The 23,743-nt window shown below is 70.1% G+C and carries 22 protein-coding genes and 1 pseudogene; 11 read left to right on the top strand and 12 right to left on the bottom strand.

What is annotated here, in order from left to right; all coding sequences use genetic code 11:
* Positions 1 to 35: 35 nt before the first annotated feature.
* Positions 36 to 863: a PaaX family transcriptional regulator C-terminal domain-containing protein gene (locus OHU34_RS10900; protein WP_405766077.1), complete on the bottom strand. Its 828-nt coding sequence runs from the start codon at positions 861 to 863 to the stop codon at positions 36 to 38.
* Positions 864 to 878: 15 nt separating this feature from the next.
* Positions 879 to 2,570, bottom strand: coding sequence for an AMP-binding protein (locus tag OHU34_RS10895; protein WP_405766075.1), 1,692 nt, complete (start codon positions 2,568 to 2,570; stop codon positions 879 to 881).
* 320 nt (positions 2,571 to 2,890) lie between these two features.
* Between OHU34_RS10895 and OHU34_RS10890 the strand changes: the two genes are divergently transcribed.
* Both OHU34_RS10890 and OHU34_RS10885 read left to right on the top strand, forming a co-directional pair.
* Entirely contained in the window at positions 2,891 to 4,027 is a 1,137-nt protein-coding gene (locus OHU34_RS10890) for an acyl-CoA dehydrogenase family protein (protein ID WP_405766073.1), read from the top strand.
* Complete coding sequence (locus OHU34_RS10885) at positions 4,024 to 4,422, top strand: RidA family protein (RefSeq protein WP_142266602.1); 399 nt, start codon at positions 4,024 to 4,026, stop codon at positions 4,420 to 4,422. Before OHU34_RS10890 ends, OHU34_RS10885 begins: the two co-directional genes overlap by 4 nt.
* A gap of 202 nt (positions 4,423 to 4,624) precedes the next feature.
* Here the strand turns inward: OHU34_RS10885 and OHU34_RS10880 are convergent, their stop codons facing one another.
* Entirely contained in the window at positions 4,625 to 4,828 is a 204-nt protein-coding gene (locus tag OHU34_RS10880; RefSeq protein ID WP_230194401.1) for a DUF5999 family protein, read from the bottom strand.
* Positions 4,829 to 5,058: 230 nt separating this feature from the next.
* Here OHU34_RS10880 and OHU34_RS10875 point away from each other — a divergent pair, with 230 nt between their 5' ends.
* Positions 5,059 to 5,487 carry a DUF6299 family protein gene (locus OHU34_RS10875; protein ID WP_142266604.1) on the top strand — a complete coding sequence of 143 codons (429 nt, stop codon included), beginning with the start codon at positions 5,059 to 5,061 and terminating at the stop codon, positions 5,485 to 5,487.
* A 401-nt stretch (positions 5,488 to 5,888) separates the two neighbouring features.
* Here the strand turns inward: OHU34_RS10875 and OHU34_RS10870 are convergent, their stop codons facing one another.
* The 4 genes from OHU34_RS10870 to OHU34_RS10855 are packed head-to-tail and all read right to left on the bottom strand — an operon-like array spanning position 5,889 to position 9,176.
* Complete coding sequence (locus tag OHU34_RS10870) at positions 5,889 to 7,049, bottom strand: ABC transporter ATP-binding protein (protein WP_230194400.1); 1,161 nt, start codon at positions 7,047 to 7,049, stop codon at positions 5,889 to 5,891.
* Positions 7,046 to 7,906, bottom strand: a complete 861-nt coding sequence (gene modB / locus OHU34_RS10865) for a molybdate ABC transporter permease subunit (protein WP_142266606.1) — start codon at positions 7,904 to 7,906, stop codon at positions 7,046 to 7,048. Before modB ends, OHU34_RS10870 begins: the two co-directional genes overlap by 4 nt.
* A complete protein-coding gene (gene modA, locus OHU34_RS10860) occupies positions 7,903 to 8,730 on the bottom strand; it encodes a molybdate ABC transporter substrate-binding protein (protein ID WP_142266607.1) in 828 nt (275 codons plus the stop codon). Before modA ends, modB begins: the two co-directional genes overlap by 4 nt.
* A 59-nt stretch (positions 8,731 to 8,789) precedes the next feature.
* Positions 8,790 to 9,176: a molybdopterin-binding protein gene (locus tag OHU34_RS10855; protein WP_405772229.1), complete on the bottom strand. Its 387-nt coding sequence runs from the start codon at positions 9,174 to 9,176 to the stop codon at positions 8,790 to 8,792.
* 279 nt (positions 9,177 to 9,455) lie between these two features.
* Between OHU34_RS10855 and OHU34_RS10850 the strand changes: the two are divergent.
* Positions 9,456 to 9,698, top strand: a pseudogene (locus OHU34_RS10850) (hypothetical protein); the annotation flags it as partial.
* A gap of 101 nt (positions 9,699 to 9,799) precedes the next feature.
* Here the strand turns inward: OHU34_RS10850 and OHU34_RS10845 are convergent.
* The 4 genes from OHU34_RS10845 to OHU34_RS10830 all read right to left on the bottom strand — a co-directional run bounded on the left by OHU34_RS10845 (position 9,800) and on the right by OHU34_RS10830 (position 13,100).
* Positions 9,800 to 10,195 (bottom strand): molybdopterin-binding protein, encoded by a 396-nt coding sequence (locus tag OHU34_RS10845; RefSeq protein WP_054243411.1) that lies wholly within the window; start codon positions 10,193 to 10,195, stop codon positions 9,800 to 9,802.
* A 233-nt stretch (positions 10,196 to 10,428) separates the two neighbouring features.
* A complete protein-coding gene (locus OHU34_RS10840) occupies positions 10,429 to 11,958 on the bottom strand; it encodes a UDP-N-acetylglucosamine 1-carboxyvinyltransferase (protein ID WP_142266608.1) in 1,530 nt (509 codons plus the stop codon).
* 64 nt (positions 11,959 to 12,022) lie between these two features.
* Entirely contained in the window at positions 12,023 to 12,223 is a 201-nt protein-coding gene (locus tag OHU34_RS10835; RefSeq protein WP_078615456.1) for a DUF4236 domain-containing protein, read from the bottom strand.
* A 100-nt stretch (positions 12,224 to 12,323) separates the two neighbouring features.
* Entirely contained in the window at positions 12,324 to 13,100 is a 777-nt protein-coding gene (locus tag OHU34_RS10830) for a class I SAM-dependent methyltransferase (RefSeq protein ID WP_405766068.1), read from the bottom strand.
* 232 nt (positions 13,101 to 13,332) lie between these two features.
* Between OHU34_RS10830 and OHU34_RS10825 the strand changes: the two genes are divergently transcribed.
* The 7 genes from OHU34_RS10825 to OHU34_RS10795 all read left to right on the top strand — a co-directional run bounded on the left by OHU34_RS10825 (position 13,333) and on the right by OHU34_RS10795 (position 22,110).
* Entirely contained in the window at positions 13,333 to 13,932 is a 600-nt protein-coding gene (locus OHU34_RS10825) for a TetR/AcrR family transcriptional regulator (RefSeq protein ID WP_405766066.1), read from the top strand.
* A 6-nt stretch (positions 13,933 to 13,938) separates the two neighbouring features.
* Positions 13,939 to 14,292 carry a hypothetical protein gene (locus OHU34_RS10820; RefSeq protein ID WP_405766064.1) on the top strand — a complete coding sequence of 118 codons (354 nt, stop codon included), beginning with the start codon at positions 13,939 to 13,941 and terminating at the stop codon, positions 14,290 to 14,292.
* Between the two features lie 219 nt (positions 14,293 to 14,511).
* Positions 14,512 to 17,229, top strand: coding sequence for an aconitate hydratase AcnA (gene acnA, locus OHU34_RS10815; protein WP_272493537.1), 2,718 nt, complete (start codon positions 14,512 to 14,514; stop codon positions 17,227 to 17,229).
* Positions 17,230 to 17,605: 376 nt separating this feature from the next.
* A complete protein-coding gene (locus OHU34_RS10810; protein ID WP_142266613.1) occupies positions 17,606 to 18,331 on the top strand; it encodes a response regulator transcription factor in 726 nt (241 codons plus the stop codon).
* Positions 18,332 to 18,576: 245 nt separating this feature from the next.
* Positions 18,577 to 20,004, top strand: coding sequence for an ATP-binding protein (locus tag OHU34_RS10805; protein WP_405766061.1), 1,428 nt, complete (start codon positions 18,577 to 18,579; stop codon positions 20,002 to 20,004).
* 405 nt (positions 20,005 to 20,409) lie between these two features.
* Positions 20,410 to 20,883 (top strand): DUF3500 domain-containing protein, encoded by a 474-nt coding sequence (locus OHU34_RS10800; protein ID WP_405766058.1) that lies wholly within the window; start codon positions 20,410 to 20,412, stop codon positions 20,881 to 20,883.
* 162 nt (positions 20,884 to 21,045) lie between these two features.
* Complete coding sequence (locus tag OHU34_RS10795; protein WP_230194392.1) at positions 21,046 to 22,110, top strand: lytic polysaccharide monooxygenase; 1,065 nt, start codon at positions 21,046 to 21,048, stop codon at positions 22,108 to 22,110.
* A gap of 411 nt (positions 22,111 to 22,521) precedes the next feature.
* On the opposite strand, the gene OHU34_RS10790 is transcribed toward OHU34_RS10795, so the two are convergent.
* The gene (locus OHU34_RS10790) at positions 22,522 to 23,526 is read right to left on the bottom strand and encodes an acetylxylan esterase (protein WP_405766055.1); all 1,005 of its coding nucleotides are present in this window, start codon (positions 23,524 to 23,526) and stop codon (positions 22,522 to 22,524) included.
* Positions 23,527 to 23,743 lie beyond the last annotated feature (217 nt).

The raw sequence follows: 23,743 nt of genomic DNA, 5'->3' as shown, positions 1-23,743 counted from the left end.
GACCGGTCAAGGAAGCTGAGGTTTGACTGAATGACTCACGGCGCGTGCGGGGTCACTCCGGCGAACTGCGCCCCCGCGTCCCGCAGCCGCTCGTGCAGTCCCCGGAACACGGCCGCCGAACGGGTCCCCGGCCAGTCCTCGGGCAGCAGACGGGCGGGCAGGCCGGGGTCGGTGTAGGGCAGGTGCCGCCAGGAGTCCAGAGCGAGGAGATAGTCCCGGTAGGCCTCCTCCGGCGGCGTGTCCGGACGCTGCCGCCAGGCGTGCAGCACGCGCTCGTGGCCGTCGAGGAACGTCTCGTGCTCCTTGGCGATGGCCGCCAGGTCCCACCAGCGGGCGACGGATTCGACGGTCGGCGAGAAGCCGAGATGCTCGCCGCGGAAGAGGTCGACGTACGGATCGAGGTGCAGCCTTCGGAGGGTGTGCCGGGTCTCGTCGTACAGCCGCGCCGGCGCGATCCACACCCCCGGTGCGGCGGTACCGAACCCCAGGCCCGCGAGCCGCGATCGCAGCACGTGCCGCTTCTGCCGCTCCGACTCCGGCACGGAGAACACCGCCAGCACCCAGCCCTCGTCCGCCGGCGGGGCCGTGGCGTAGATGCGCCGGTCGCCGTCGTCGAGCAACTGTCTTGCCTCGTCGGACAGTTCGTATCCGGCCGCGCCCTGCGCCGTGCGGGCCGGCAGCAGCAGTCCGCGCCGCTTCAGCCGGGACACCGAGGAGCGTACGGAGGGCGCGTCGACACCGACCGCGGCCAGCAGCCGGATCAGCTCGGCGACGGGCACCGGGCCCGGTGCGAAGCGGCCGTACGCGCCGTAGAGCGTGACGATGAGAGACCGGGGTGCGGGCTGATCGGACACGTTGATCATCTTAGGTCTTCGGTATCAGTGCTGGTCACTATTGGTGTGATCACCGGCGTGATCTTCGCTGTGGCTGTCGCTGCCGATGTGGCCGTCGGTGCGCAGCCTGAATCTCTGGAGCTTCCCGGTCGCCGTGCGCGGCAGCGCGTCCAGGAAGAGGAACTCGCGCGGACACTTGTAGGGTGCCAACTCCTCCTTGAGGAAGGCGCGCAGTGCCTCCGCGTCGCGCCGGGCACCCGGCCGCAGGGCGGCGAACGCGACGACCACCTGCCCCCGATGCTCGTCGGGCCGTCCCACGACCGCGGCCTCTACCACGTCCGGGTGCCGCAGCAGCGCCTCCTCCACCTCGGGCCCCGCGATGTTGTACCCGGCCGAGATGATCATGTCGTCGGCGCGCGCGACGTACCGGAAGTAGCCGTCGGCCTCACGGACATAGGTGTCGCCGGTGATGTTCCAGCCGTCGTGTACGTACTGCCGCTGACGCGGGTCGGCGAGGTAGCGGCAGCCGACCGGGCCGCGCACGGCGAGCAGTCCGGCCTCGCCGTCGGGCACGGGCCCGCCGCCTGGATCCTGCACGCGCGCGTGCCAGCCGGGGACGGGGACACCGGTCGTGCCGGGCCGGATGTGTTCGTCGGCGGCCGAGATGAAGATGTGCAGCAGCTCGGTGGCGCCGATGCCGTTGATCAGCCGGAGTCCGGTCCGCTCGTGCCAGGCCTGCCAGGTGGCGGCGGGGAGGTTCTCACCGGCGGAGACACAACGGCGCAGCGAGGAGACGTCGTGCGCGTCGGGGCGGGCCGGGTCGTCGAGGCCGTTCAGGCCGTTCAGGCCGCTCAGGTCGTCGAGCATCGCGCGGTAGGCGGTGGGAGCTGTGAACAGCACGGTCACCCGATGTGCGGCGATCGCGGGCAACAGCTGCCGGGGACCCGCCTGTTCGAGCAGCAGCGAGCTGGCGCCGGCTCGCATCGGGAAGACGATCAGCCCGCCGAGGCCGAAGGTGAAACCGAGTGGGGGACTGCCGGCGAAGACATCGTCCGGAAGCGGTTTCAGTATGTGCCGCGAGAAGGTGTCGGCGATTGCCAGTACGTCCCGGTGAAAGTGCAGACAGCCCTTCGGGCGGCCGGTGGTGCCGGAGGTGAAGGCAATCAGTGCCACGTCGTCGGAAGCGGTTTCGACAGCCTGATACGGCTCTTGCGGCGCCGACCGGTTCAGCAGGTCGTCGGGGGCGTCACCGCCGTACGTCGTGAGCCGGAGCCCGGGTATTTCGGCCTTGGCGAGGTCGTCCACGGCTCTGATGTCGCAGAGCGCGTGCTCCACCCGCGCGATCTCGCACATGGTGCGCAGCTCGTTCGGCCGCTGCTGGGCCAGAACGGTGACCGCGATCGCGCCCGCCTTCAGCACCGCCAGCCAGCAGGCCGCGAGCCAGGGCGTGGTGGGACCGCGCAGCAGCACACGGTTGCCGGGGACGACTCCGAGATCGCCGCTGAGCAGATGCGCGATCCGGTCGACGCGGGCCCGCAGCTCGCCGTATGTCCAGGACGGTCCGGAGCCGGTGTGGAACACCGGCCGGTCCGGGGCGGCGTGGTCGAGCAGCTCGGCGGCGCAGTTCACCCGATCGGGGTAGACCAGTTCGGGCAGATCGAAACGGAGGTCGGGCCATTGGCCGGGCGGCGGAAGGTGGTCGCGCGCGAAGGTGTCGACGTGGGCCGAGACGTTCATGGGCGTTCGCCCCCTTGCCTGGATGGACTGTCCGGCTGGGCTGCCCGGGCGGGCGTCGTCTTGGGGTCGCGCAAGGAGCGTAGCGCGTTGGTGACGACAGTCAACGGTACGCGATACCGTCGGAGGGGGATGCAAGCAGAAACGGTTGCGGAAAGTCAGACGCAGCCGCGGCAAGTCAGGCACAGCGGAAACAGGCAAGCGGAAACAGCGACAACAACGGCAGGAACAGCAACGGCAGGAACAGCAACGGCAACGGCAACGGCCGAAACAGCAACGGCAGGTCACATACGGCAGGTCACATACGGCAGAGGGGACAGGCGATGCCCGCATTCTCGCTCGAACCGGCACAGTCCGCCTGGTGCGCCGAACTGCGCACTCTTGCCGCCGAACAGCTGCGCCCACTCGCCGAGAAGGGCGAGCAGGGTCGCGTCAACCGCCCGCTCGTCGCCGAACTCGGTCGGCTCGGCCTGCTGCCGCGACTGTTCACCTCCGGTGCCGTCGATCTCTGCCTGATGCGCGAGTCCCTCGCCTATGCCTGCACGGAGGCGGAGACCGCGCTTGCACTGCAAGGGCTGGGCGCGCATCCGGTCCACGCCCACGGCAGCCCCGCCCAGCGCCGGCACTGGCTGCCCCGCGTCACCGACGGCACCGCGATCGCCGCCTTCGCCCTGAGCGAGCCGGGCGCGGGATCGGACGCCGCGGTCCTGTCCCTGGCCGCCGAGCGGGACGGACCGGACGGCTGGCGGCTCACCGGGGAGAAGTGCTGGATCTCCAATGCTCCCGAGGCCGACTTCTACACCGTCTTCGCCCGCACCACCCCGGGAGCAGGAGCCCGCGGCGTAACGGCTTTCCTCGTTCCCGCCGACCGCGCCGGACTGACCGGCTCCGCCCTCGACATGCTCTCCCCGCACCCCATCGGCGCCCTCCGCTTCGATGCCGTCCCGGTCACGGCGGACGACGTGCTCGGCGAACCCGACCGCGGTTTCCGGGTCGCCATGGGCACCCTCAACCTGTTCCGCCCCAGCGTCGGCGCCTTCGCCGTCGGTATGGCGCAGGCCGCCCTCGACGCGACCCTGGACCACACCGCGCGGCGGGACGCCTTCGGCGGCAAGTTGAGCGACCTCCAGACGGTGGCGCACCAGGTCGCCGAGATGGCCCTGCGCACGGAGGCCGCGCGTCTGATGGTCCACGCCGCGGCGTCGGCGTACGACAGCGGAGCCCCGGACGTCCCGAAGCGTGCCGCGATGGCCAAGCTGTTCGCCACCGAGACCGCGCAGTACGTCGTCGACACGGCCGTCCAACTCCATGGAGCGCGGGCACTGCGCCGCGGCCACCTGCTCGAGCACCTCTACCGGGAGGTGCGTGCTCCGCGGATCTACGAGGGTGCCAGTGAGGTCCAACGCGGCATCATCGCCCGGGAGTTGTATGCCGAACTCGCCGACGTGGAGGCCAGGTGACCATCGAACGTGTCAATCCGCCCGAACTCTCCCCGCCCCTCGGCTTCTCCCATGCCGTCGTCGCCGCCGGTGAGCGGATCGTCTTCCTGGCCGGCCAGACGGCACTCGACGCCGACGGGAAGATCGTGGGGGAGTCGCTGCCGGAGCAGTTCACCCGGGCGCTGACGAATCTGCTGGCCGCGCTGACGGCAGCGGGCGGTGCGGCGGCGGACCTGGCGCGCGTCACCGTCTACGTCACGGATGTCGCCGCGTATCGCGACAAGGCTTCTGAACTGGGCGCTATTTGGCGGGAGCTGGCGGGCCGCGACTATCCGGCGATGGCGGTTGTGGGGATCGTACGACTCTGGGACGAGCAGGCGCTCGTCGAACTGGACGGGTTCGCGGTACTCGAGTGAACCGGACCGGTAACCGGTATCAGAGACCCGTTTCCGTGACTGGTGTCAGCGGCCCGTTTCCGTAACCCGCTTCCGTGACCGGTATCAGCGGCCCGTTTCCGTAACCGGTATCGGCAACCAGGCTCGGTAGCCCGCTTCCGTAACCGGTATCAGCGACCGGCTTCGGTGAAGGAGGTCGGCGGGCCCGCCCCGATGATCAAGATCAGGCGGCGACGGCCAGCGCTCCGGTGGTCACCCGGTGCGGGTCCACGACCCGGCCGTCGGGCAGCAGTTCGCCGGAGTCGTCGAAGACGATGGTGCCGTCGCACAGCAGGTTCCAGCCCTGCTCGGGGTGGGCGGCGACGACGTGCGCGAGGTGCAGCGGCCGGGCGGCGGCAGAGGCGCTGGGAAACTGGTGGGAACACATGGAGTACCTCCACGTCGGTGGGGTCGGCCGTCCGGTCGGCCCCCATGGACAGACCATGCGCCCGTCCCGCCCGCATCTCCAGAGGGTGCCCGCAAGCGTGACAGCACCAGGACAACTCCAGGACCGTTCGTCGACGACAGGTGCGGACTCGCCACCGAAGGAGTGACGATCACCGCCCCGGGCGCGCCCGCCCGGTACCTGTGGAGACCCCCACAACAGGAGGTTCTCCCATGTCGTTGCGTCCCGCCCTCTCCGCGGCCGCCGGTGCCGTACTGCTCCTGCTCGCCGCCCCGACGGTCACGGCCACCGCCGATCCGTCGGAGTCCGTGACCGTCGACCAGGTCGGCAGCATCGCCTCGGACGGCACCATCACCCTCTCGGGCACCTACCGCTGTCTCGGCAACACGGGTCCCGTCTTCGTCGGCTCCTCCGTCGGCCAGGGTTCGGGCAAGGCACGGCACGGCATCGGCGGCACCCGCGCCGTGTGTGACGGCGCCGAGCACGTCTGGAAGAACACCGGCAAGGCCGGTCCGACCGACCTCGAACCCGGTGCGGCCCACGTCGAGGCCACGCTGATGGAGCTCCGCCCCCAGGGCGGCCTGCCGCTGCCCCGCTTCCACGCGGCGCAGGAGCGGGACATCACGCTGACCGCCGGCTGAGCGGCCCGTCCTGGACGGCGGGCCCTTGACGGGCACCGCATCGCGAGCGGCGGGCCCGTCACAACGCCCGCCGCTTCCGGCGTCGTAGGCCCGCGCAGGTCGCCCGCCGAGGCGAGGCCGGAAAATTCAACGAGTTGGCCTGCGCGCCCAGCGCCACTGACCCACCCGGGGCCACCCGAACTCGCCCGGGACCACCCGAACCCGCCCGGGACCACCCGAACGCGCCCGGGACCACTCGGGAACACCTGGGACCACCCGGACCTACCTCCGGAACTCGACTCGGTCCGGACCGGTCCCGGCAGACCGGCCCCGACAGACCCGGCCTGGACCCGACCACAACCGACCGACACTGGCCGCTCCCGACCGTTCCGGCCCTGGACGGGCCTGCTCCCGGCGTCTTGTCAGACCGGGTAGGCGTGGGTCTGTGTGGCCTTCACCGCCGCCCAGACCCGTGCCCCCGGGTGCAGATCGAGTTCGGCCGCGGCGACCGTCGTGAGGTCCGCGGCGAGCGGGAGTTCGCCGGTGAGGTCGGCGCGGATCTGGTCGCCGTGGGTCTCCAGGCCGGCGACCTCGCAGTGCCAGAGGTTGCGGGCGCTGGCCCCGGTGGGGCGGTCGCGGTAGAGGGTGACCGCGCTCGGCGGGAACGCCACGAACACCGGGCCGGACAGGACCTCGGTGGTGGTGATGGGCGGGCCGGCGTCGAGGCGGACGGCGTGCCCGTCTGCCTCGCCCCGGTAGAGGTTCAGGCCGACCAGCTGGGCGATGTAGTCCGTACGGGGGTGGCGGGCGATGTCGGACGGCGCGCCCTCCTGGACGACCCGCCCGTGCTCGACGACGACGAGTCGGTCGGCGAGCACCATGGCGTCCAGCGGATCGTGCGTGACCAGGACGGCGACGGCCTCGAACTCGGACAGGTGGCGCCGGAGTTGGGCACGGACCTCCAGCCGGGTGCGGGCGTCCAGGGCCGCCAGCGGCTCGTCCAGGAGCAGCAGCCGTGGTCGGGTCGCCAGCGCACGGGCCAGGGCGACCCGCTGGGCCTGGCCCCCGGACAGTCTGCGCGGCTTGGCACCGGCGTGCGCCGCCAGTCCCAGCCGGTCCAGCCACGCGGCGGCCTGGGCGCGGGCCTCCGCCTTCGTCGCGCCCTGGCAGCGCGGCCCGAAGGCCACGTTGTCCAGGGCTGTCAGATGCGGGAAGAGCAGATAGTCCTGGAAGACGACACCGACCGGGCGGGACTCCGGCGGCGTACCGTCCAACGCGCTGCCGTCCAGCCGTAGCCGACCGTCGGTGAGCGGCGTCAGACCGGCGAGGGCGCGCAGCGCGGTGGTCTTCCCCGCGCCGTTCGGACCGAGCAGGGCGACCACCTCACCCGGTGCCACGTTCAGCGTCACGTCGAGCCGGAACGCGCCGCGCTGCACGACCAGGTGGGCGTCGAGTCCGTCAGCGGGGGCGTCGGCGCGGCGGACATCGAGCTCGTCCGCGAACGGGTCGGCGGGGCGGACGCCGTGTACGTCGCGGACGGTCCGTGAGTCGGCGGCGCCCTTCTTGGGCTCGGGCTCGGTCATCCCGCTGTCATCCAACGGTCGCGCAGGCCGGCCAGCACGGCGACGGACACGGCCAGCAGGACCAGGCTGAGGGCGATGGCGGCCTCCGGGTCACTCTGAAGGGCCAGATACACGGCCAACGGCATGGTCTGGGTGCGGCCGGGGAAGTTGCCGGCGAAGGTGATCGTCGCGCCGAACTCGCCGAGCGCCCGGGCCCACGCCAGGACCGCGCCGGCCGCGATGCCCGGCGCGATCAACGGCAGCGTGACCCGGCGGAACGCGGTGAAACGGGAGGCGCCGAGGGTGGCGGCCGCCTCCTCGTAGCGTGGGTCGGCGGCGCGCAGGGTGCCCTCGACGCTGATGACGAGGAACGGCATGGCGACGAACGCCTCGGCGACCACGACCCCGGCGGTGGTGAACGGCAGCGTGACGCCGAACCAGGAGTCCAGCACCTTGCCGACGATGCCGTTGCGGCCCAGCGCCATCAGCAGCGCCACACCGCCGACCACCGGCGGCAGGACGAGCGGCAGGGTGACGAGGGCCCGGACGAGGCCGCGGCCGGGGAACTCGACGCGGGCCAGCAACCAGGCCAGCGGCACTCCGACGACCAGGCTCACCGCGGTGGCGGCGGTGGCGCAGACCAGCGACAGCCGGAGCGCCTGCCACACCTCGGCGCTGGTCAGCAGTTCGGGCAGGCTGCGCCACGGGGCCCGTACCAGCAGGGCGATCAGCGGCACGACCAGAAACGCCACGCCGATCAGCGCGGGCACCAGCAGGGGCAGCGGCACGCCGCGGACCTGGGCCCGGACACGCCGGCGGCGTGGCCCACCCCGGACGGTGTCGGCCGCGGCACCGGATCTGTCGGTCGGGAGGGTCACGGCTGGAGGAACCCGGCCTCGGTCAGGACCTTCTGGCCCTCGGCGGACTGCACCAGCGCGATGAACGCCTTGGCCGCCGCGGTGTTCTGCGCGTCCTTGAGCCGGACGATCGGGTAGTCGTTGATGGCGTCTGACGATTCGGGGAACTCCACGCCCTCCACCTTGTCACCCGCGGCGTGCACATCCGTCTTGTAGACGACGGCCGCGTCGGCCTCCTTCAGCTCCACCTTGGTCAGGGCGGCCTTGACGTCCTGCTCGTAGGAGACGGGGGTGAGCTTCAGCTTGCTCGCTTCGAGGGCCTTCTGGGCGGCGGCGCCGCAGGGCACCGTCTTGTCGCAGAGTACGACCTTCAGGCTCGACTTGGTGAGGCTCTTGAGGGAGGCGATCTTGTCGGGGTTGCCCGGCAGGGTGGCGATCTCCAGCTGGTTGCGGACGAAGGTGGTGGGCGTCCCCGAGGCGTCCCCCGCGTCCGTCACGATCGCCATCGTCTTGGGGCTGGCGGACGCGAACACGTCCGCCGGGGCACCGCCGGTGATGCTCGCGGCGAGGGAGTCGCTGCCGCCGAAGCTGAAGGTGACCTTCGTGCCGGGGTGCGCCTTCTCGAACTCCTTGCCCAGCGTCGTGAAGCTCTCCTCGAGGGAGGCCGCGGCGAACACGGTGACCGTGCCGGACAACTGGTCCGACGCGGACGCGGCCGCTGAGGTGCCCGCGTTTGTCGACGAGGAGTCGTCGGACGAGGAGCAGGCGCTCAGGGCCAGCAGCGCGGTGACTCCCAGGGCGGCCACCTGCATCGGTCGGCCGGTCCGGCGCGCGGTACGGGTCATCACGGGTCCACTCCCTCTGGTCCTGACGGACACCATCACGTGTGGTCCTGACGGACCATTCACGGTCTCTCGACGACCACGTTGGTCGACTTGGTCACGGCAACCGCCGCAACAGCGGGCTCCAGCTCCCCCTCATCGGCTGACTCACGGCTGACCGGCGCCACCACCCGGAACGGTCCGGCCTGGATCTCGACCTGCGCCGACACGTCACCGAGGAGCACCTCGGTGACGATGCCGGAAAGGCGGTAGCGGGCCGAGGAGCCGGTGGGACCCCATCCCGCGCGGTGCACCTGCCGGACGTAGGCCGTTGGGGCCGGCCCCGGGATGATCCGGCGGCCCAGCTCGTCGCCTTCGGCGGTCAGTTTCCCGCCGTCGACCAGGCGCCTCACGGTGTCGGCACCGACACCGAGCAAGGCGGCAGCGTCCCCGATCCGGTAGGTGTGCATACGCTGATGATACTGCCGCAGATGCAAGGTAAAAGTATCCTGTCGCTTCGCATGAGCCGGAGCCTAGATCAGTCGGGGTGGCATGTGCGTTTGCACGGCAGGCGGGTCCGGCTACGGTCGTCCAGGAGGTGGTGGCGCGTGCCCCAGTCCCTCGCAGCCGCCGGTACGACCGCCCGTACAGCCGCTGAAACAACTACTGAAACAGTTGCTGTGACCGTCGCTGAAACAGCCGCCGGTACGGCTGTCGGTCCGGTCGCGGAACTCGTCCTCGCCGGCGATCTGACCCGGCCGGCCGGACTCACGGTGCCCGATCTGCGCGGCTGGCCGCAGCACCAGGCCGAGGTGACCTTCGAATGCGCCACCAGCGGCGTCCGGCACGACCGCTTCACCTGGCCACTGCTGCACGAGGTCCTCGCGGGCGCCGGCCCCGGCCTCGACCCGGCCCGGCGCAAGGACCGTCTGAGCTGCCTGATCGCGGTGTCCGGTGCGGACGGTCACCACGCCCTGCTGTGGAGCACGCTGCGACGGGCGGCACCGTGGTGCGCCGGGCAAGTGCCCGGCAGCCGACGTCCGTCCGGTCACCGCCACGCGCGAACGGTGGCGGCCATGGCTGCTTCGCGCTCTCAGGTCCGGTCGATGTGCACGTTCGTCGACTTCACCCGGGCGGTGGCCTCCACCCCGACCTCCAGCCCCAGTTCCTCCACGGCCTCCCGCGTCAGCAACGACACCAGCCGGTGCGGCCCGGCCTGGATCTCCACCTGGGCGGCGACATCACCGAGTTTCACGGCCGTGACGATGCCGGGAAAGGCGTTGCGGACCGAGGTGTACGAGGCACCCTCCTCGCCGCCACCGCCCTTGGCCAGTTCCACCGAGAAAGCAGCCAGATCCCTGCCGTCGATGAGGCGTCGCCCGCCCTCGTCCCGGTGTGTGGCCACCCGGCCCGCGTCCGCCCACCGCCGCGCGGTATCCGGACTCACCCCGAGCAGACGCGCCGCCTGGCCGATCGTGTAGGACTGCATAGGCGCCAAGATAGGCGATCAACGGCCACCCGACCGTGCGCAGGGGTGGGCATCCCCCCGATGCCGGGTGGAGCCGAGGCCCGGTCCCCCCGAGACTCAGAACCACCGAACCTCCGAACCAGCGAGGCTCTCAAGTTCAGAAGCACCCAGGCTCAGAAGCAGACCGCCGTGCCGCCGCGCCCTCTCGGACCCGTGCTCGTTCGGGTCGCGGAAGATGCGGCAGCACTCGCCGGTCAGATGTCCCGGAAGATCTCGATCTGCGCCCCGACGGAGTTCAGCCGCTCGGCGAGGTCCTCGTAGCCACGGTTGATGACGTACACGTTGCGCAGCACCGACGTGCCCTCCGCCGCCATCATCGCCAGCAGCACGACCACCGCGGGACGCAGGGCCGGCGGGCACATCATCTCGGCGGCCCGCCAGCGCGTCGGTCCCTCGACCAACACCCGGTGCGGGTCGAGGAGTTGGAGTCGTCCGCCGAGCCGGTTCAGGTCGGTCAGGTAGATCGCGCGGTTGTCGTAGACCCAGTCGTGGATGAGGGTCTTGCCCTGCGCGACGGCCGCGATGGCCGCGAAGAACGGGACGTTGTCGATGTTCAGCCCGGGGAACGGCATCGGGTGGATCTTGTCGATCGGTGCCTCCAGCTTGGAGGGCCGGACCGTGAGGTCGATCAGACGGGTGCGGCCGTTGTCGGCCGGGTACTCCGGCGTACGGTCGTGGTCGAGCCCCATCTCCTCCAGGACCGCGAGCTCGATCTCCAGGAACTCGATGGGTACCCGGCGCACCGTCAGCTCCGACTCGGTGACCACGGCGGCGGCCAGCAGGCTCATCGCCTCGACCGGGTCCTCGGACGGCGAGTAGTCGACGTCGACGTTGATGTTCGGCACGCCGTGCACGGTGAGCGTGGTGCTGCCGATGCCCTCGACCCGCACCCCGAGCGCCTCAAGGAAGAAACACAGGTCCTGGACCATGTAGTTGGAAGAGGCGTTGCGGATAACGGTTACACCGTCGTACCGGGAGGCGGCCAGCAGAGCGTTTTCGGTAACCGTGTCCCCGCGCTCGGTCAGCACGATCGGCCGGTCCGGGCGGACGGCACGGTCGACGACGGCGTGGTACTGCCCCTCCGTCGCCGCGACCTCCAGCCCGAACCGGCGCAGCGCGATCATGTGCGGCTCGATGGTCCGCGTCCCGAGGTCGCAGCCACCGGCGTACGGCAGCTTGAAGTGGCTCATCCGGTGCAGCAGCGGACCGAGGAACATGATGATGGAACGGGTGCGTACGGCGGCGTCGGCGTCGATCGCGGCCATGTCCAGCTCGGCCGGCGGCACGATCTCCAGGTCGACACCGTCGTTGATCCAACGGGTCCGTACGCCGATGGAGTTCAGGACCTCCAGGAGGCGGTAGACCTCCTCGATGCGGGCGACCCGGCGCAGCACCGTGCGTCCCTGGTTGAGCAGCGAGGCGCACAGCAAGGCCACGCAAGCGTTCTTGCTGGTTTTCACGTCGATCGCGCCGGACAGCCGACGGCCGCCCACCACCCGCAGGTGCATCGGTCCCGCGTAGCCCAGAGAGACGATTTCACTGTCCAGGGCTTCACCGATTCGAGCGATCATCTCAAGGCTGATGTTTTGGTTGCCTCGCTCGATGCGGTTGACGGCACTCTGGCTGGTTGCGAGCGCCTCGGCCAGCTGCGCTTGTGTCCAGCCCCGGTGCTGTCGGGCGTCACGGATGAGCTTGCCGATGCGTACGAGGTAGTCGTCTGCCATGGGGTTGAGGTTATCTCAGATATGAGATGGCGCCTCTCGGGGGGTCCGTTCGGGTGACGTCTCGTCAATGGTGGCTGCCCTTGCGGGTACGCCGCCACCCGAAAGGTCCGGGCAAATCAACCGATGTCGTACGACGTCCGGTACTGCTGTGTGTGTGGCGCGGTCCGTGCTTGCCGCCGCCGGTCGTGATCGACCAGGAATGGCGATTGATGTTCAGTCGCACCCCGGGGAGGATGCGGAAACTCTTGCGGAAGGTGAGGGGCATCGAGGCTCCTTCGTCGCGTGGCGTCCGTTCGCACACGTCTACCCCGACTCGGCGGGCCCATGACCGGCGCACCTCCAATACGCCTCACCCCGAAGCTCGTTCAGGCGTCGACGTCCCGCACCGCCGTCACCGCCACCGTCACGTACGCTGCGGTGAAGCTGCCACCCGTCGCGTCGATCGCGGCGCCGACCTCGGCCAGCACCTCTGTCACCTGGTCGAGGGGAAGGTGGGTGAGGATGCCGTGGGTGCGCATCTGGTCCAGCCAGGCGTCCCGGGTGTAGGTCCACTCCCAGTCGAATCGCCACTGCTCCGGCTCGCCGAACCCGACCGTCTGCCGGATGGCGTCGGCGGCCTTCGCGGCCAGTGCCTGATAGCCGTCCGTGCCGGGCCTGATGGCCGCCCCGAGGTCGACTGGCGAGTCGGGTGCCACTCGCCGGTAGGCGCTGGTCAGTGCCGTCGCCAGATCGTCGGGGAGCCGGTGTACGTTCCAGAACGCGGCGAGCCGTCCGCCCGCTCGCAGCGTCCGTGCGGCCTTCGCGGCCCCCGCGACCGGATCGATCCAGTGCCAGGACTGGCCGGCGACGACGGCATCGAAGGTGCGGCCCGCCGGCTCCCACGACTCGAACGTCGCGATCTCGGCCTCCACCCCGTGGGTGCGGGCCTCCTCGGCCATTCTCCCGTCGGGCTCGACCCCGAGCACCAGACAACCGGCCGCCAGGAGTTGCCGGGCGACGATCCCGGTACCGCAGCCGACGTCGAGGACGCGCAAGGGGTCAACGCCGGACCGGTCGGCGACGATCCGCTCGATCAGCGGGGCGGGGTATCGGGGACGGGTCCGGTCGTAGCGTCCGGCGTCGATGCCGAAGGACTCGGCCATCCGTCGGTGCGTGTGGGGCTGGGACCGGGACCGATCATGGGGCTGGTCGCCGGAGGGCGTGGGTAAAGTGGGCACATGCCCACTCTAGTGGGCATGTGCCCACTCGCCAATGGGGCGAGGTGCCGAGTAACCGCTTCAGCAACAGACCGCTCGACCGGCCAGCAGACCGCTCGACCGGCTGGCCGATCGCGTAACTGACCGACCGTGTAAGCGAAAAGGGAGACCACGACTCATGGCGCCGACCGGAGTGGCCATCCGCGATGTCCGCGAGCAACTGTTCATCGCTGCTGAACGCGTCCTGCTGCGGGACGGGGTCTCCGCGTTGACCAGCCGGGCCGTCACCACCGAGGCGGGCTGCGCCAAAGGCGTGCTGCACCGTCATTTCGCCGACTTCGACGCGTTCCTCGCCGAGTTGGTCCTCGACCGCATCGGCGGGCTCCGGCTCCGGGCGCAGGGCCTCCACGAGTCCGCCGGGGCCGGCGCGGTCGTCGCCAACCTCACCGCGACTTTGACCGATCTGTTCGGCCCGGTCGCCGTGGCGATCGTCGCCCTCGTCATCTCCCGCGACGAACTGCGCGCCCGCCTGCGCGCGGCCGGCTCGAAGGGCGTCCCGCTCCTCACCGAGGCGGTGGCCGTGATCGCCGCCTACCTCGCCGCCGAGCAGGCCCTCGGCCGCATCGCGCCGGACGCCGACGTCGACACCCTCGCCCCCACCCTGATCGGCGCGGCCCACCTGCTCTTCGCGAGCGCTGGGAACACCGAGCCGCCGGCGATGACGGAGGTCGCGAAGGTCGTGGCGGCGGTGGTGGGCGGGGTGGTAGGTGAGGGCTGAGGGCTGATGTGCCCGCGAACCCCGTCGGACGCCGTCCAGGGGCTGATCATGAACACCTGTCTCTCCCGGGTCGAGTGCGACCTGCTCGCCCTCCTGCCGACGGCGGTGCTGTCGAAGACGCGGTTCAGCGTGCCGCCCCTGGGTGACGACGTCTTCGAGGGTTCCCTGAACGGGCCGGTTCTCGCGGAGACGGAGTTCTCGGATGGCGGGGAGGCGCTGGTCTTCGTGCCGACCGCACGAAGAGGTGCTGGCCCTTGTGCCGCCCGCGTGGTGCGTGGCCGAGGTCACGGACGACGTGCGCTCCAGCGGCGGCATACTCGTCAGCGCTTCCCGGCGGGAGCTGTCGGCCTGGTCGGTTGAGTACGGCATCCGGTTTTCCCCGGGAGTGGACAGCGAGCCCGGGCATGACCATTCAGCCCCCATGTACTAGAGTTATCTCGACATCGAGATATCTGCCGAGGCGCCCCGCAGCCGCCACCCTGGTAAGGGTTACCTAACTTAGCCTGGCCTCAGCGGATCGGCCAAGTCTGCGTGGCGGCAGGATGCGGTGGTAAGCGCACATCAATGAAGGAGACTGTCGTGTCGGCGAACAGCTTCGACGCCCGCAGCACGCTGCAGGTGGGCGACGAGTCGTACGAGATCTTCCGGCTGGACAAGGTGGAAGGCTCGGCTCGCCTTCCGTACAGCCTGAAGGTGCTGCTGGAGAACCTGCTCCGCACCGAGGACGGCGCGAACATCACCGCCGACCACATCCGGGCCCTCGGCGGCTGGGACTCGCAGGCCCAGCCCAGCCAGGAGATCCAGTTCACGCCGGCCCGCGTGATCATGCAGGACTTCACCGGCGTGCCCTGTGTCGTCGACCTCGCCACCATGCGTGAGGCCGTCAAGGAGCTCGGCGGCGACCCGGCGAAGATCAACCCGCTGGCCCCGGCCGAGCTGGTCATCGACCACTCCGTCATCGCCGACAAGTTCGGCACCAACGACGCCTTCGCCCAGAACGTCGAGCTGGAGTACGGCCGCAACAAGGAGCGCTACCAGTTCCTGCGCTGGGGCCAGACCGCGTTCGACGAGTTCAAGGTCGTCCCGCCGGGCACCGGCATCGTCCACCAGGTGAACATCGAGCACCTCGCTCGCACGGTCATGGTCCGTAACGGCCAGGCCTACCCCGACACCCTGGTCGGCACCGACTCGCACACCACCATGGTCAACGGCCTCGGCGTCCTCGGCTGGGGCGTCGGCGGCATCGAGGCCGAGGCCGCGATGCTCGGGCAACCGGTTTCGATGCTGATCCCGCGCGTCGTGGGCTTCAAGCTCACCGGTGAGCTCACCCCCGGTACCACCGCCACCGACCTCGTGCTGACCATCACCGAGATGCTCCGCAAGCACGGTGTCGTCGGCAAGTTCGTCGAGTTCTACGGCGAGGGCGTCGCCGCCACCTCGCTCGCGAACCGCGCCACCATCGGCAACATGTCGCCGGAGTTCGGCTCCACCGCCGCGATCTTCCCGATCGACGACGAGACGCTGAAGTACCTCAAGCTCACCGGCCGCTCCGAGCAGCAGGTCGCGCTCGTCGAGGCGTACGCCAAGCAGCAGGGCCTCTGGCTGGACCCGCAGGCCGAGCCGGACTTCTCCGAGAAGCTCGAGCTGGACCTCTCCACGGTCGTCCCGTCCATCGCCGGCCCGAAGCGCCCGCAGGACCGCATCGTCCTCGCGAACGCCGCCGAGCAGTTCAAGTCGGACGTGCGCAACTACGTCGACTCCGCCGACGAGGCGGGCAAGGAGTCCTTCCCGGCCTCCGACGCCCCGGCCAACCACCCCAACGGCGCCCCGTCCAACCCGGTCCCCGTGACCGCCCCCGACGGCTCGACGTACGAGATCGACCACGGTGCGGTGACGGTCGCGGCCATCACCTCCTGCACCAACACCTCCAACCCGTACGTCATGGTCGCCGCCGCGCTCGTCGCGAAGAAGGCCGTGGAGAAGGGCCTGACCCGCAAGCCGTGGGTCAAGACCACGCTCGCCCCGGGTTCGAAGGTCGTAACCGATTACTTCGACAAGGCGGGCCTCACCCCGTACCTCGACAAGGTCGGCTTCAACCTCGTCGGCTACGGCTGCACCACCTGCATCGGCAACTCCGGCCCGCTGCCGGAGGAGGTCTCCAAGGCCGTCAACGACCACGACCTCGCGGTCACCTCGGTCCTCTCCGGCAACCGGAACTTCGAGGGCCGGATCAACCCCGACGTCAAGATGAACTACCTGGCCTCCCCGCCGCTGGTCGTCGCGTACGCCCTCGCGGGCTCCATGAAGGTGGACGTCACGCGCGACGCGCTCGGTGTCGACCAGGAGGGCAAGCCGGTCTTCCTGGCCGACATCTGGCCCTCCGAGGCCGAGGTCAACGACGTCGTGGCGAACGCCATCGGCGAGGACATGTTCAACAAGTCCTACCAGGACGTCTTCGCGGGCGACGCCCAGTGGCAGGCGCTGCCGATCCCGACCGGCAACACCTTCGAGTGGGACGCCGAGTCGACCTACGTCCGCAAGCCCCCCTACTTCGAGGGCATGACGATGGAGACCACCCCGGTCTCCGACATCGCCGACGCGCGCGTCCTGGCCAAGCTGGGCGACTCGGTCACCACCGACCACATCTCCCCGGCCGGCGCGATCAAGGCCGACACCCCGGCGGGCAAGTACCTCACCGAGCACGGCATCGAGCGACGTGACTTCAACTCCTACGGCTCGCGCCGAGGAAACCACGAGGTCATGATCCGCGGCACCTTCGCCAACATCCGCCTGCGCAACCAGGTCGCGCCGGGGACGGAAGGCGGTTACACCCGCGACTTCACCCAGGCCGACGCGCCGGTGTCGTTCATCTACGACGCCTCGCGCAACTACATCGAGCAGGGCATCCCGCTGGTCATCCTGGCCGGCAAGGAGTACGGCTCCGGCTCGTCCCGCGACTGGGCCGCCAAGGGAACCGCGCTGCTCGGCGTCAAGGCCGTCATCGCCGAGTCCTACGAGCGCATCCACCGCTCGAACCTCATCGGCATGGGCGTCATCCCGCTGCAGTACCCGGCGGGCCAGTCCGCCGAGACCCTCGGCCTGACCGGTGAGGAGGCCTTCTCCATCGCCGGCATCACCGAGCTCAACGACGGCACCACGCCCGCCACGGTCAAGGTCACCACCGACACCGGTGTGGAGTTCGACGCGGTCGTCCGCATCGACACCCCCGGTGAGGCGGACTACTACCGCAACGGCGGCATCCTGCAGTACGTGCTGCGCAGCCTGATCCGCAAGTAACCGATCGGGCAAGCGGTTCCGCAACCGATCCCGGCAAGCGGTTCCGCAACCGATCGAGCAGCGGTTCGGCAAGCAGTACGGCACGGCAAATGGAGGGCCGCATCCCCGTCAGCGGGGGTGCGGCCCTTCGCCGTGCCCCCGGGCGCCGGACCTCGTGGCCGACCAGTACCGATGCCCCTTCGGGCCCCGACAGTCGGCGGGCAGTCGGCGGGCAGTCGGCAGGCCCTGGGCAGGCCCTTGGCACGCCTGCCCGGGGCCTGGGACCGAAAGCCGTGCGCCGCAACGGGTCGGCACAGATGGAAAGAACCCCGGTTCACACGGCTTCGGCTCAGTCGGAGCACAGGGTTCCCCCAGCCAACCGGGACAGGATCAGGACATGGCTGGCATCTCCGGTACCCGAAGCGGACGGGTCCGCGTTCTGATCGTCGACGACGAGCCCGCGCTCACCGAAGTGCTCTCCGTGGCCGTCACCGAGGCGGGCTGGCGCCCCTACCCGGCCGCCGACGGGCACAGCGCGCTCCGGATCGCGCGCGGCTGCGCCCCGCACGCCGTCGTCCTCGACGGAATGCTGCCCGACCTCGACGGAATCCAGGTGCTGCGCCGTCTGCGCTACGAGAGCCCCGAGCTGCCCATCCTCATGCTCACCGCCCGCGACGCCCTGGAGTTCCGCATCGACGGGTTGGCGAACGGGGCCGACGACTACGTCACGAAACCGTTCTCACTGGAGGAGGTCGTGCTGCGCCTGCGCGGGCTGCTGCGCCGGTCCGGCGCCGAACGGACCCGCACCGACGACTCCGTACGCGTCCTCGGCGACCTGGTGCTGACCGGCGAGTCCCGCGAGGTGCACCGGGACGGTTCGCGGATCACCCTGACCGCCAAGGAGTTCGAACTGCTCAGCCTGCTGATGGAGCACCCGCGGCAGGTCCTGAGCAAGACACAGATCCTCGACCACGTCTGGACCAGCTCCTTCGACGGCGGCGGAAACCTCGTCGAGGTGTACATCTCGAGCCTGCGCCGCAAGCTCGACCGCGGCCGCCCACCCATGATCCACACCGTGCGCGGACTGGGGTACGCCATCAGGCCGGTGGAGGACGGAAGATGAGGACTCGTCCGAGTGACGTCCGCCCGCAGGGTGCCGGTCCGAGGGATGTCCGTCCTGCCGACGCCCGTTCGGCCGACGTCCGTCCGACCGACGTCGGTTCGGCAGATGCCGGCCCTGGGGGTGTCCGCCCTGGGAGGGACCGACGCTGGGATTTCCGCAGGGCGGATGCCCGTCCGCGGGGTGGTTCCCTGCGCACCCGTCTCCTGGTCTTCATCAGCGTCGTACTCGTCGCCGTGTGCGCGGTGATGGCACTCACCACAGTCTTCGCCCAGCGCGCCTACCTGCTCGGCAACTTGGACGATCGTGTCACCAACGCCGCGGAACGCAGCCTGGGCGGTGCCTCCCTCCACCCGGACCTGACGCAGGACCTCACCTTTCTCAACGAAAGCGGCCATCCGGCCGGGATGCTCGCCGCCCGTCTGGACGCGGACGGCAGCGTCCTGGCGGCGGCGACGGTGGGCCAGGACGCCCCGCCGCAGAACCTCACGGAAACACAGATCGCGGCCCTGAAAGGCATCGCGACCGACGGCGGCCTGCACACCAGGACGGTCCCCGGCCTGGGCACCTACCGCTTCACCGCGCTCGACAACAACGGTGTACGCGTTCTCACCGGACTCCCGATGGACGACGTCCAGGACATGATCGGCGGCTTGGTGGTCGTGGAAGCGGTCGTCGCCGCGGCGGGCCTGACGGTGGCCGGCTGTGTCTGCGCGGTGGTCATACGACGCCAGCTGCGCCCCCTCGGCAGGGTCGCCGCCACCGCCGTCGAGGTCTCGCACGCCCCGCTCTGCCGCGGCGAGGTAACCGGTCTCACCCGGGTTCCCGAACGGGACACCGACCCCGGCAGCGAGGCGGGTCAGGTGGGCGCAGCCCTGAACCGCATGATCGACCACGTGGAGTCCTCGCTCGCCGAACGCCAGCGCAGCGAGGAGCGGATGCGCCGCAGCGAGGAACGCATGCGCCGCTTCCTGGCCGACGCCAGCCACGAACTGCGCACCCCCCTCGCCTCCATCGCCGGATACGCGGAGCTGATGAACCGGGGCACGGACCGCATCGAACCGGGCCTGGCCTGGCGCCGGGTGACGGCCGAGTCGGCACGTATGACGGGTCTGGTGGAGGACCTGCTGCTGCTCGCCCGGCTGGACGAGGGCAGACCCCTGCAATCTGCCGAGGTGGACCTCGCGGCGCTCGTCGCCGAGACGGTGTGGGACGCCCGGGTCGCGGGCAGCGGTCACGACTGGCGACTGGAGCTGTGCCTCGACGAGGCGCCCCTGGTCCTCGGCGACGAGGCCCGCCTCCACCAGGTGGTCGCCAACCTGTTGGCCAACGCACGTGTGCACACACCCGTTGGCACGAGTGTCGTGGCGGTGGTGGAGGCACGACGGGGCATGTGCGCGGTGCGCGTCCGGGACGACGGCCCCGGCATCCCGCCCGACCTCCTCCCGACGGTCTTCGAACGCTTCACCCGCGCCGACGCGTCACGGGCCCGAGCCACCGCAGGCAGCGGCGCCGGCCTCGGCCTCGCCATCGTCGCGGCGATCACGTCGGCCCATGGCGGTCACATCGACGTGCACAGCGAACCGGGCCGCACGGAGTTCACGGTGGAGCTGCCGCTCGCGGGGGAGACCGGCGCGGACACCCTGACCTGGAGTCCACGGGTGTCGGTGCGATGAGCTGAAGCGCCGCCGAGGCGCTCGATTCCGCAGGCCCCGCCACACCACGCGGGACTTCCCTCAGCCCGATCTCCATGCTCAGCCGCCAGGAAGCCGCTCTCCACGACGACGATTCGACAACGTCGATCACGTCGCTCTCATCGATCACATCGATCACATCGACAACGCCGGCCACATCGATCGTCTCGGCGGGTCGGGCCACCACAGCGGGTCGTACAAGGAAACGGCAGGAACAGCCGATCGGCCCTGTTCCTGTGGCAACACTCCGACGAATTGCCGAGTTCCCGTGTATTCCTCGTGTTCCAAAAGCCACCTCTTCAGTTTTCCCTCAGAGTCCGTGCCCAAAGTCGTCCCCGGCCCGGCACTCCGTCACGGACGTGCCAACGACGAAGGGAGCCAGCGGAGATGACCGATTCCACCACCGGGGAACTGGAACCGCAGGCGGAACCGCAGCCCGAAACCGGTCGACGCGCTCACGCCGGCCGTTTTGTCGGCAAGGCCAGGGACGACATCGCCAAGGTCCAGAAGGCCGAGATCAGGAAGTATCTCGCCGAGACCTACTTCGCCTGGATGGGAGGAACGGCCGCCGAATCCGCTTTCTACTGCCGGATCCAGAGCCCGGTCATCTGGATCGAGGTCGACTGCCAGTCGCCGTTCGCGTTCGGCTCGCCGTACGGCGAGACCAATGGCGGGCCCCGACGCAGCGGCATCTGCACTGCGTGGTCCCCGCACACCCAACGGCAACGACTACGGCAAGGAGCTCCTGCGCCAGCACCTCCGGACGTCGCCGCACCACCACTGACAGCCGACGTTTCGCAGCAGCGCCGTACGCGCCCGTTTACAAGTGGGCCGTACGGCGCTACCTTCCGCCACAGGTGAAGTGGGAGCGCTCCCATATCTGCTCGTGCCCGGCGGACCGGAACCTGTCGGGCTCGGGTCCGTGAGGCTCCCACTTCACGCCCCCACACCCGCATCCGCAGTGCACTCCATGCACGCACGGTCCGTACACGGAAGGCGGACTCCATTGCCATGCAATCTGACATGATCACGCCAAACCCACGGTCGAGGTTACGCACCCGGGCCCTCCTCCTCGTCCTCCTCGCCCTGTTGGCCACCGTCCCCGCCCTGGGCCTGATCGTCACGGCCGGCGGCAAGGCCGAGGCTCACGGCACCCCCATGAAACCCGGCAGCCGCACGTTCCTGTGCTGGCAGGACGGGTTGACCGATACCGGTGAGATCAAGCCGGTCAACCCCGCCTGCAAGAACGCACAGCAGGTAAGCGGTACCACGCCGTTCTACAACTGGTTCTCGGTGCTGCGCTCCGACGGCGCCGGCCGCACCCGCGGTTTCGTGCCGGACGGCGAGTTGTGCAGCGGCGGCAACACCAACTTCACCGGTTTCAATGCGGCCCGCAGCGACTGGCCGCTCACCCACCTCACGTCGGGCGCGAGCGTCGACTTCTCCTACAACGCCTGGGCCGCGCACCCGGGTTGGTTCTACGTGTATGTCACCAAGGACGGCTTCGACCCGACCCAGACCCTCACCTGGGACGCGATGGAGAGCCAGCCCTTCCTCTCCGTCGACCACCCGCCGCTGAACGGCAGCCCGGGCACGGTGGAGGCCAACTACTCCTGGACCGGCCAACTCCCGGCGAACAAGTCCGGCCGGCACATCATCTACATGGTCTGGCAGCGCTCGGACAGTGCCGAGACCTTCTACTCCTGCTCCGACGTCGTCTTCGACGGCGGAAACGGCGAGGTAACCGGCATCCATGAACCGGGCAACCCGACCGAACCCGTTCCCGGTACCTGCACGGCCACTCGGCGGACCACCAACAGCTGGACCGGTGGCTACCAGTCCGAGGTGACCGTCACCAACTCCGGGGACGTTCCGATGCTCGGCTGGATGGTCGACTGGACGCTGCCCGGGGGTCAGTCGGTGGCCAGTCTGTGGAGCGGCAACGCCACGTACAACGGCCAGGCGGTGATGGTCCACAACGCCGACTGGAACGGCTCGTTGAGTCCGGGTCAGAGTGCGACGTTCGGATACGTCGTCTCCGGTTCGGGCGGCGACAGTGCGACGAGCCTTCCCTGCAGGGTCGGCTGAGAAAGAGCAGCTCAGGGCGGGCCCGGTGGGTGGTGAGCCGCACGCCCACCGGGCCCGCGAGCCGGGCCTGCCCCAGGGGGGAGCGGGGCGGTCCGGGGTGTCCCCGCCCGGACGGTGCCACGGACGGGGATCGCGATGCGACAACGTTGTCTGAACGTCGCTGGGACGACCTTACCGGGTCAACGCGTGTAGGAGCCAACCGAGTTGGCAACGGGCTGGCCGGGAAGCGCCTGCAGGTGCCCAGGTGCCCAGGTGCCCAGGTGCCCAGGTGCCCAGGTGCCCAGGTGCCTTCGTGCGTTCTCACGCAGGGGGCGCGTGATCGCCTCGGCCCGGCGTGTGGAGCGACCCACCGCGGCACCACCCGGATTCTGGCGTGACGCACCGCACGGCTGTCGCGAGAAGGTCCTGACGTCATGCGGACGTCAGCTGTTCAAACGTCGCCGCCAGCCAATGGAGTTGGCGTGCCACCTGCTCTCCCTCGCCGCCCTCGTGACCGTTGAACGGGTACGCGTGCATCTCCCTCCGAGGGTCGGCGCAGCCGCGCAGCTCCCCGTACCGGTTGAACGCGGCGTACGCCCCGCTCGGCGGGCAGACCGTGTCGCGCAGGCCGGTGCCGAAATGGGCGGGTGCCTGGGCGCGGCGGGCGAAGGAAACGCCTTCCATGTAGGAGAGCGTGCGGTAGGCGGCTTCTTCGGTGCCCCGGTGGACGGAGAGGTAGGCGGCGATCTCGCCGTACGGTCCTGTGTCGGTGAGGTCCAGGGCACGCCGGATCCCGCACAGAAGTGGGGCCGTGACCAGGAGGGCGGTCAGGTCGGGGACCAGGCCCGCGACAGCGAGGGCGAGTCCGCCGCCCTGGCTGTTGCCGGCGGCGACCGTGCGGGTGGGGTCGACGCCGGGCAGCGCCCGAGCCGCCGTCACCGCTCGTACCGCGTCCGTGATCAGACGGCGGTAGTGGTAGTCGTGCGGGGAGCGGAGGCCGCGAGCGGCCGGACCGGGGCCGCCGGGCGCGGAGGCGTGCGGGTCCGGGGTGGCGCCCCCGTTGCCGTACTGGTCGCCCTGGCCGCGGTTGTCCATCAGCAGGTGGGCGTAACCGGCGTTCACCCAGGTCAGGCGCTCATGGGGGAGGCCGCGGCCACGTCCGTAGCCGACGTACTCGACCACCGCCGGAAGGGGTTCCCGAGCGCCTGCCGGCAGGCTGAACCAGGCGCGCACCGGATCCCCCGCGAAGCCCCGGAACGTCACGTCCCAGGTGTTCGTGAGGCGGAGACCGGTTTCGACGGGCCGCACGGACACCAGCGGGGCCGGCTGTCCTGCCTCCTTCAGGGTGTCCCTCCAGAAGGCGTCGAAATCGTCGGGCTCGTCGGGCTCGGGGCGGTGTCGTTCCAGCTCCGGCAGTGGCAGGTCGAACGCGGGCACGGAAGGCACCTCGCAGGGGTTGTGGGCGATCGATCGTTGCGTAGGTCGGGCAGAAATTTGCGGTGGACCGTAGTAGTCAACTTCCCGGTTCTACCCTGCAGGTGACGGAATCCAACACCATGCGCCGTCCCACCAGTCCGCCGTGCAGCACCCATTGACAGCGCTTTCCGTGAGCCCTTACGTTGCCGCAGAGTTACCGGTAAGGGCACGAAAGTTT

This window comes from Streptomyces sp. NBC_00080 (assembly GCF_045041255.1).
In the GTDB taxonomy this organism is placed as follows: domain Bacteria; phylum Actinomycetota; class Actinomycetes; order Streptomycetales; family Streptomycetaceae; genus Streptomyces; species Streptomyces coriariae.
The sequence above is the reverse complement of the archived record's forward strand: the minus strand, read 5'-3'. Positions and strand labels throughout refer to the sequence as shown.

Bases quoted from the DNA above. Each gene is read 5' to 3' on its own strand.
- OHU34_RS10900 (WP_405766077.1), bottom strand. From the start codon at position 863: ATGATCAACGTGTCCGATCAGCCCGCACCCCGGTCTCTCATCGTCACG.
- OHU34_RS10895 (WP_405766075.1), bottom strand. From the start codon at position 2,570: ATGAACGTCTCGGCCCACGTCGACACCTTCGCGCGCGACCACCTTCCG.
- OHU34_RS10890 (WP_405766073.1), top strand. From the start codon at position 2,891: ATGCCCGCATTCTCGCTCGAACCGGCACAGTCCGCCTGGTGCGCCGAA.
- OHU34_RS10880 (WP_230194401.1), bottom strand. From the start codon at position 4,828: ATGTGTTCCCACCAGTTTCCCAGCGCCTCTGCCGCCGCCCGGCCGCTG.
- OHU34_RS10875 (WP_142266604.1), top strand. From the start codon at position 5,059: ATGTCGTTGCGTCCCGCCCTCTCCGCGGCCGCCGGTGCCGTACTGCTC.
- OHU34_RS10870 (WP_230194400.1), bottom strand. From the start codon at position 7,049: ATGACCGAGCCCGAGCCCAAGAAGGGCGCCGCCGACTCACGGACCGTC.
- modA (WP_142266607.1), bottom strand. From the start codon at position 8,730: ATGACCCGTACCGCGCGCCGGACCGGCCGACCGATGCAGGTGGCCGCC.
- OHU34_RS10855 (WP_405772229.1), bottom strand. From the start codon at position 9,176: ATGCACACCTACCGGATCGGGGACGCTGCCGCCTTGCTCGGTGTCGGT.
- OHU34_RS10845 (WP_054243411.1), bottom strand. From the start codon at position 10,195: ATGCAGTCCTACACGATCGGCCAGGCGGCGCGTCTGCTCGGGGTGAGT.
- OHU34_RS10840 (WP_142266608.1), bottom strand. From the start codon at position 11,958: ATGGCAGACGACTACCTCGTACGCATCGGCAAGCTCATCCGTGACGCC.
- OHU34_RS10835 (WP_078615456.1), bottom strand. From the start codon at position 12,223: ATGCCCCTCACCTTCCGCAAGAGTTTCCGCATCCTCCCCGGGGTGCGA.
- OHU34_RS10830 (WP_405766068.1), bottom strand. From the start codon at position 13,100: ATGGCCGAGTCCTTCGGCATCGACGCCGGACGCTACGACCGGACCCGT.
- OHU34_RS10825 (WP_405766066.1), top strand. From the start codon at position 13,333: ATGGCGCCGACCGGAGTGGCCATCCGCGATGTCCGCGAGCAACTGTTC.
- OHU34_RS10820 (WP_405766064.1), top strand. From the start codon at position 13,939: ATGTGCCCGCGAACCCCGTCGGACGCCGTCCAGGGGCTGATCATGAAC.
- OHU34_RS10810 (WP_142266613.1), top strand. From the start codon at position 17,606: ATGGCTGGCATCTCCGGTACCCGAAGCGGACGGGTCCGCGTTCTGATC.
- OHU34_RS10805 (WP_405766061.1), top strand. From the start codon at position 18,577: ATGGCACTCACCACAGTCTTCGCCCAGCGCGCCTACCTGCTCGGCAAC.
- OHU34_RS10800 (WP_405766058.1), top strand. From the start codon at position 20,410: ATGACCGATTCCACCACCGGGGAACTGGAACCGCAGGCGGAACCGCAG.
- OHU34_RS10795 (WP_230194392.1), top strand. From the start codon at position 21,046: ATGATCACGCCAAACCCACGGTCGAGGTTACGCACCCGGGCCCTCCTC.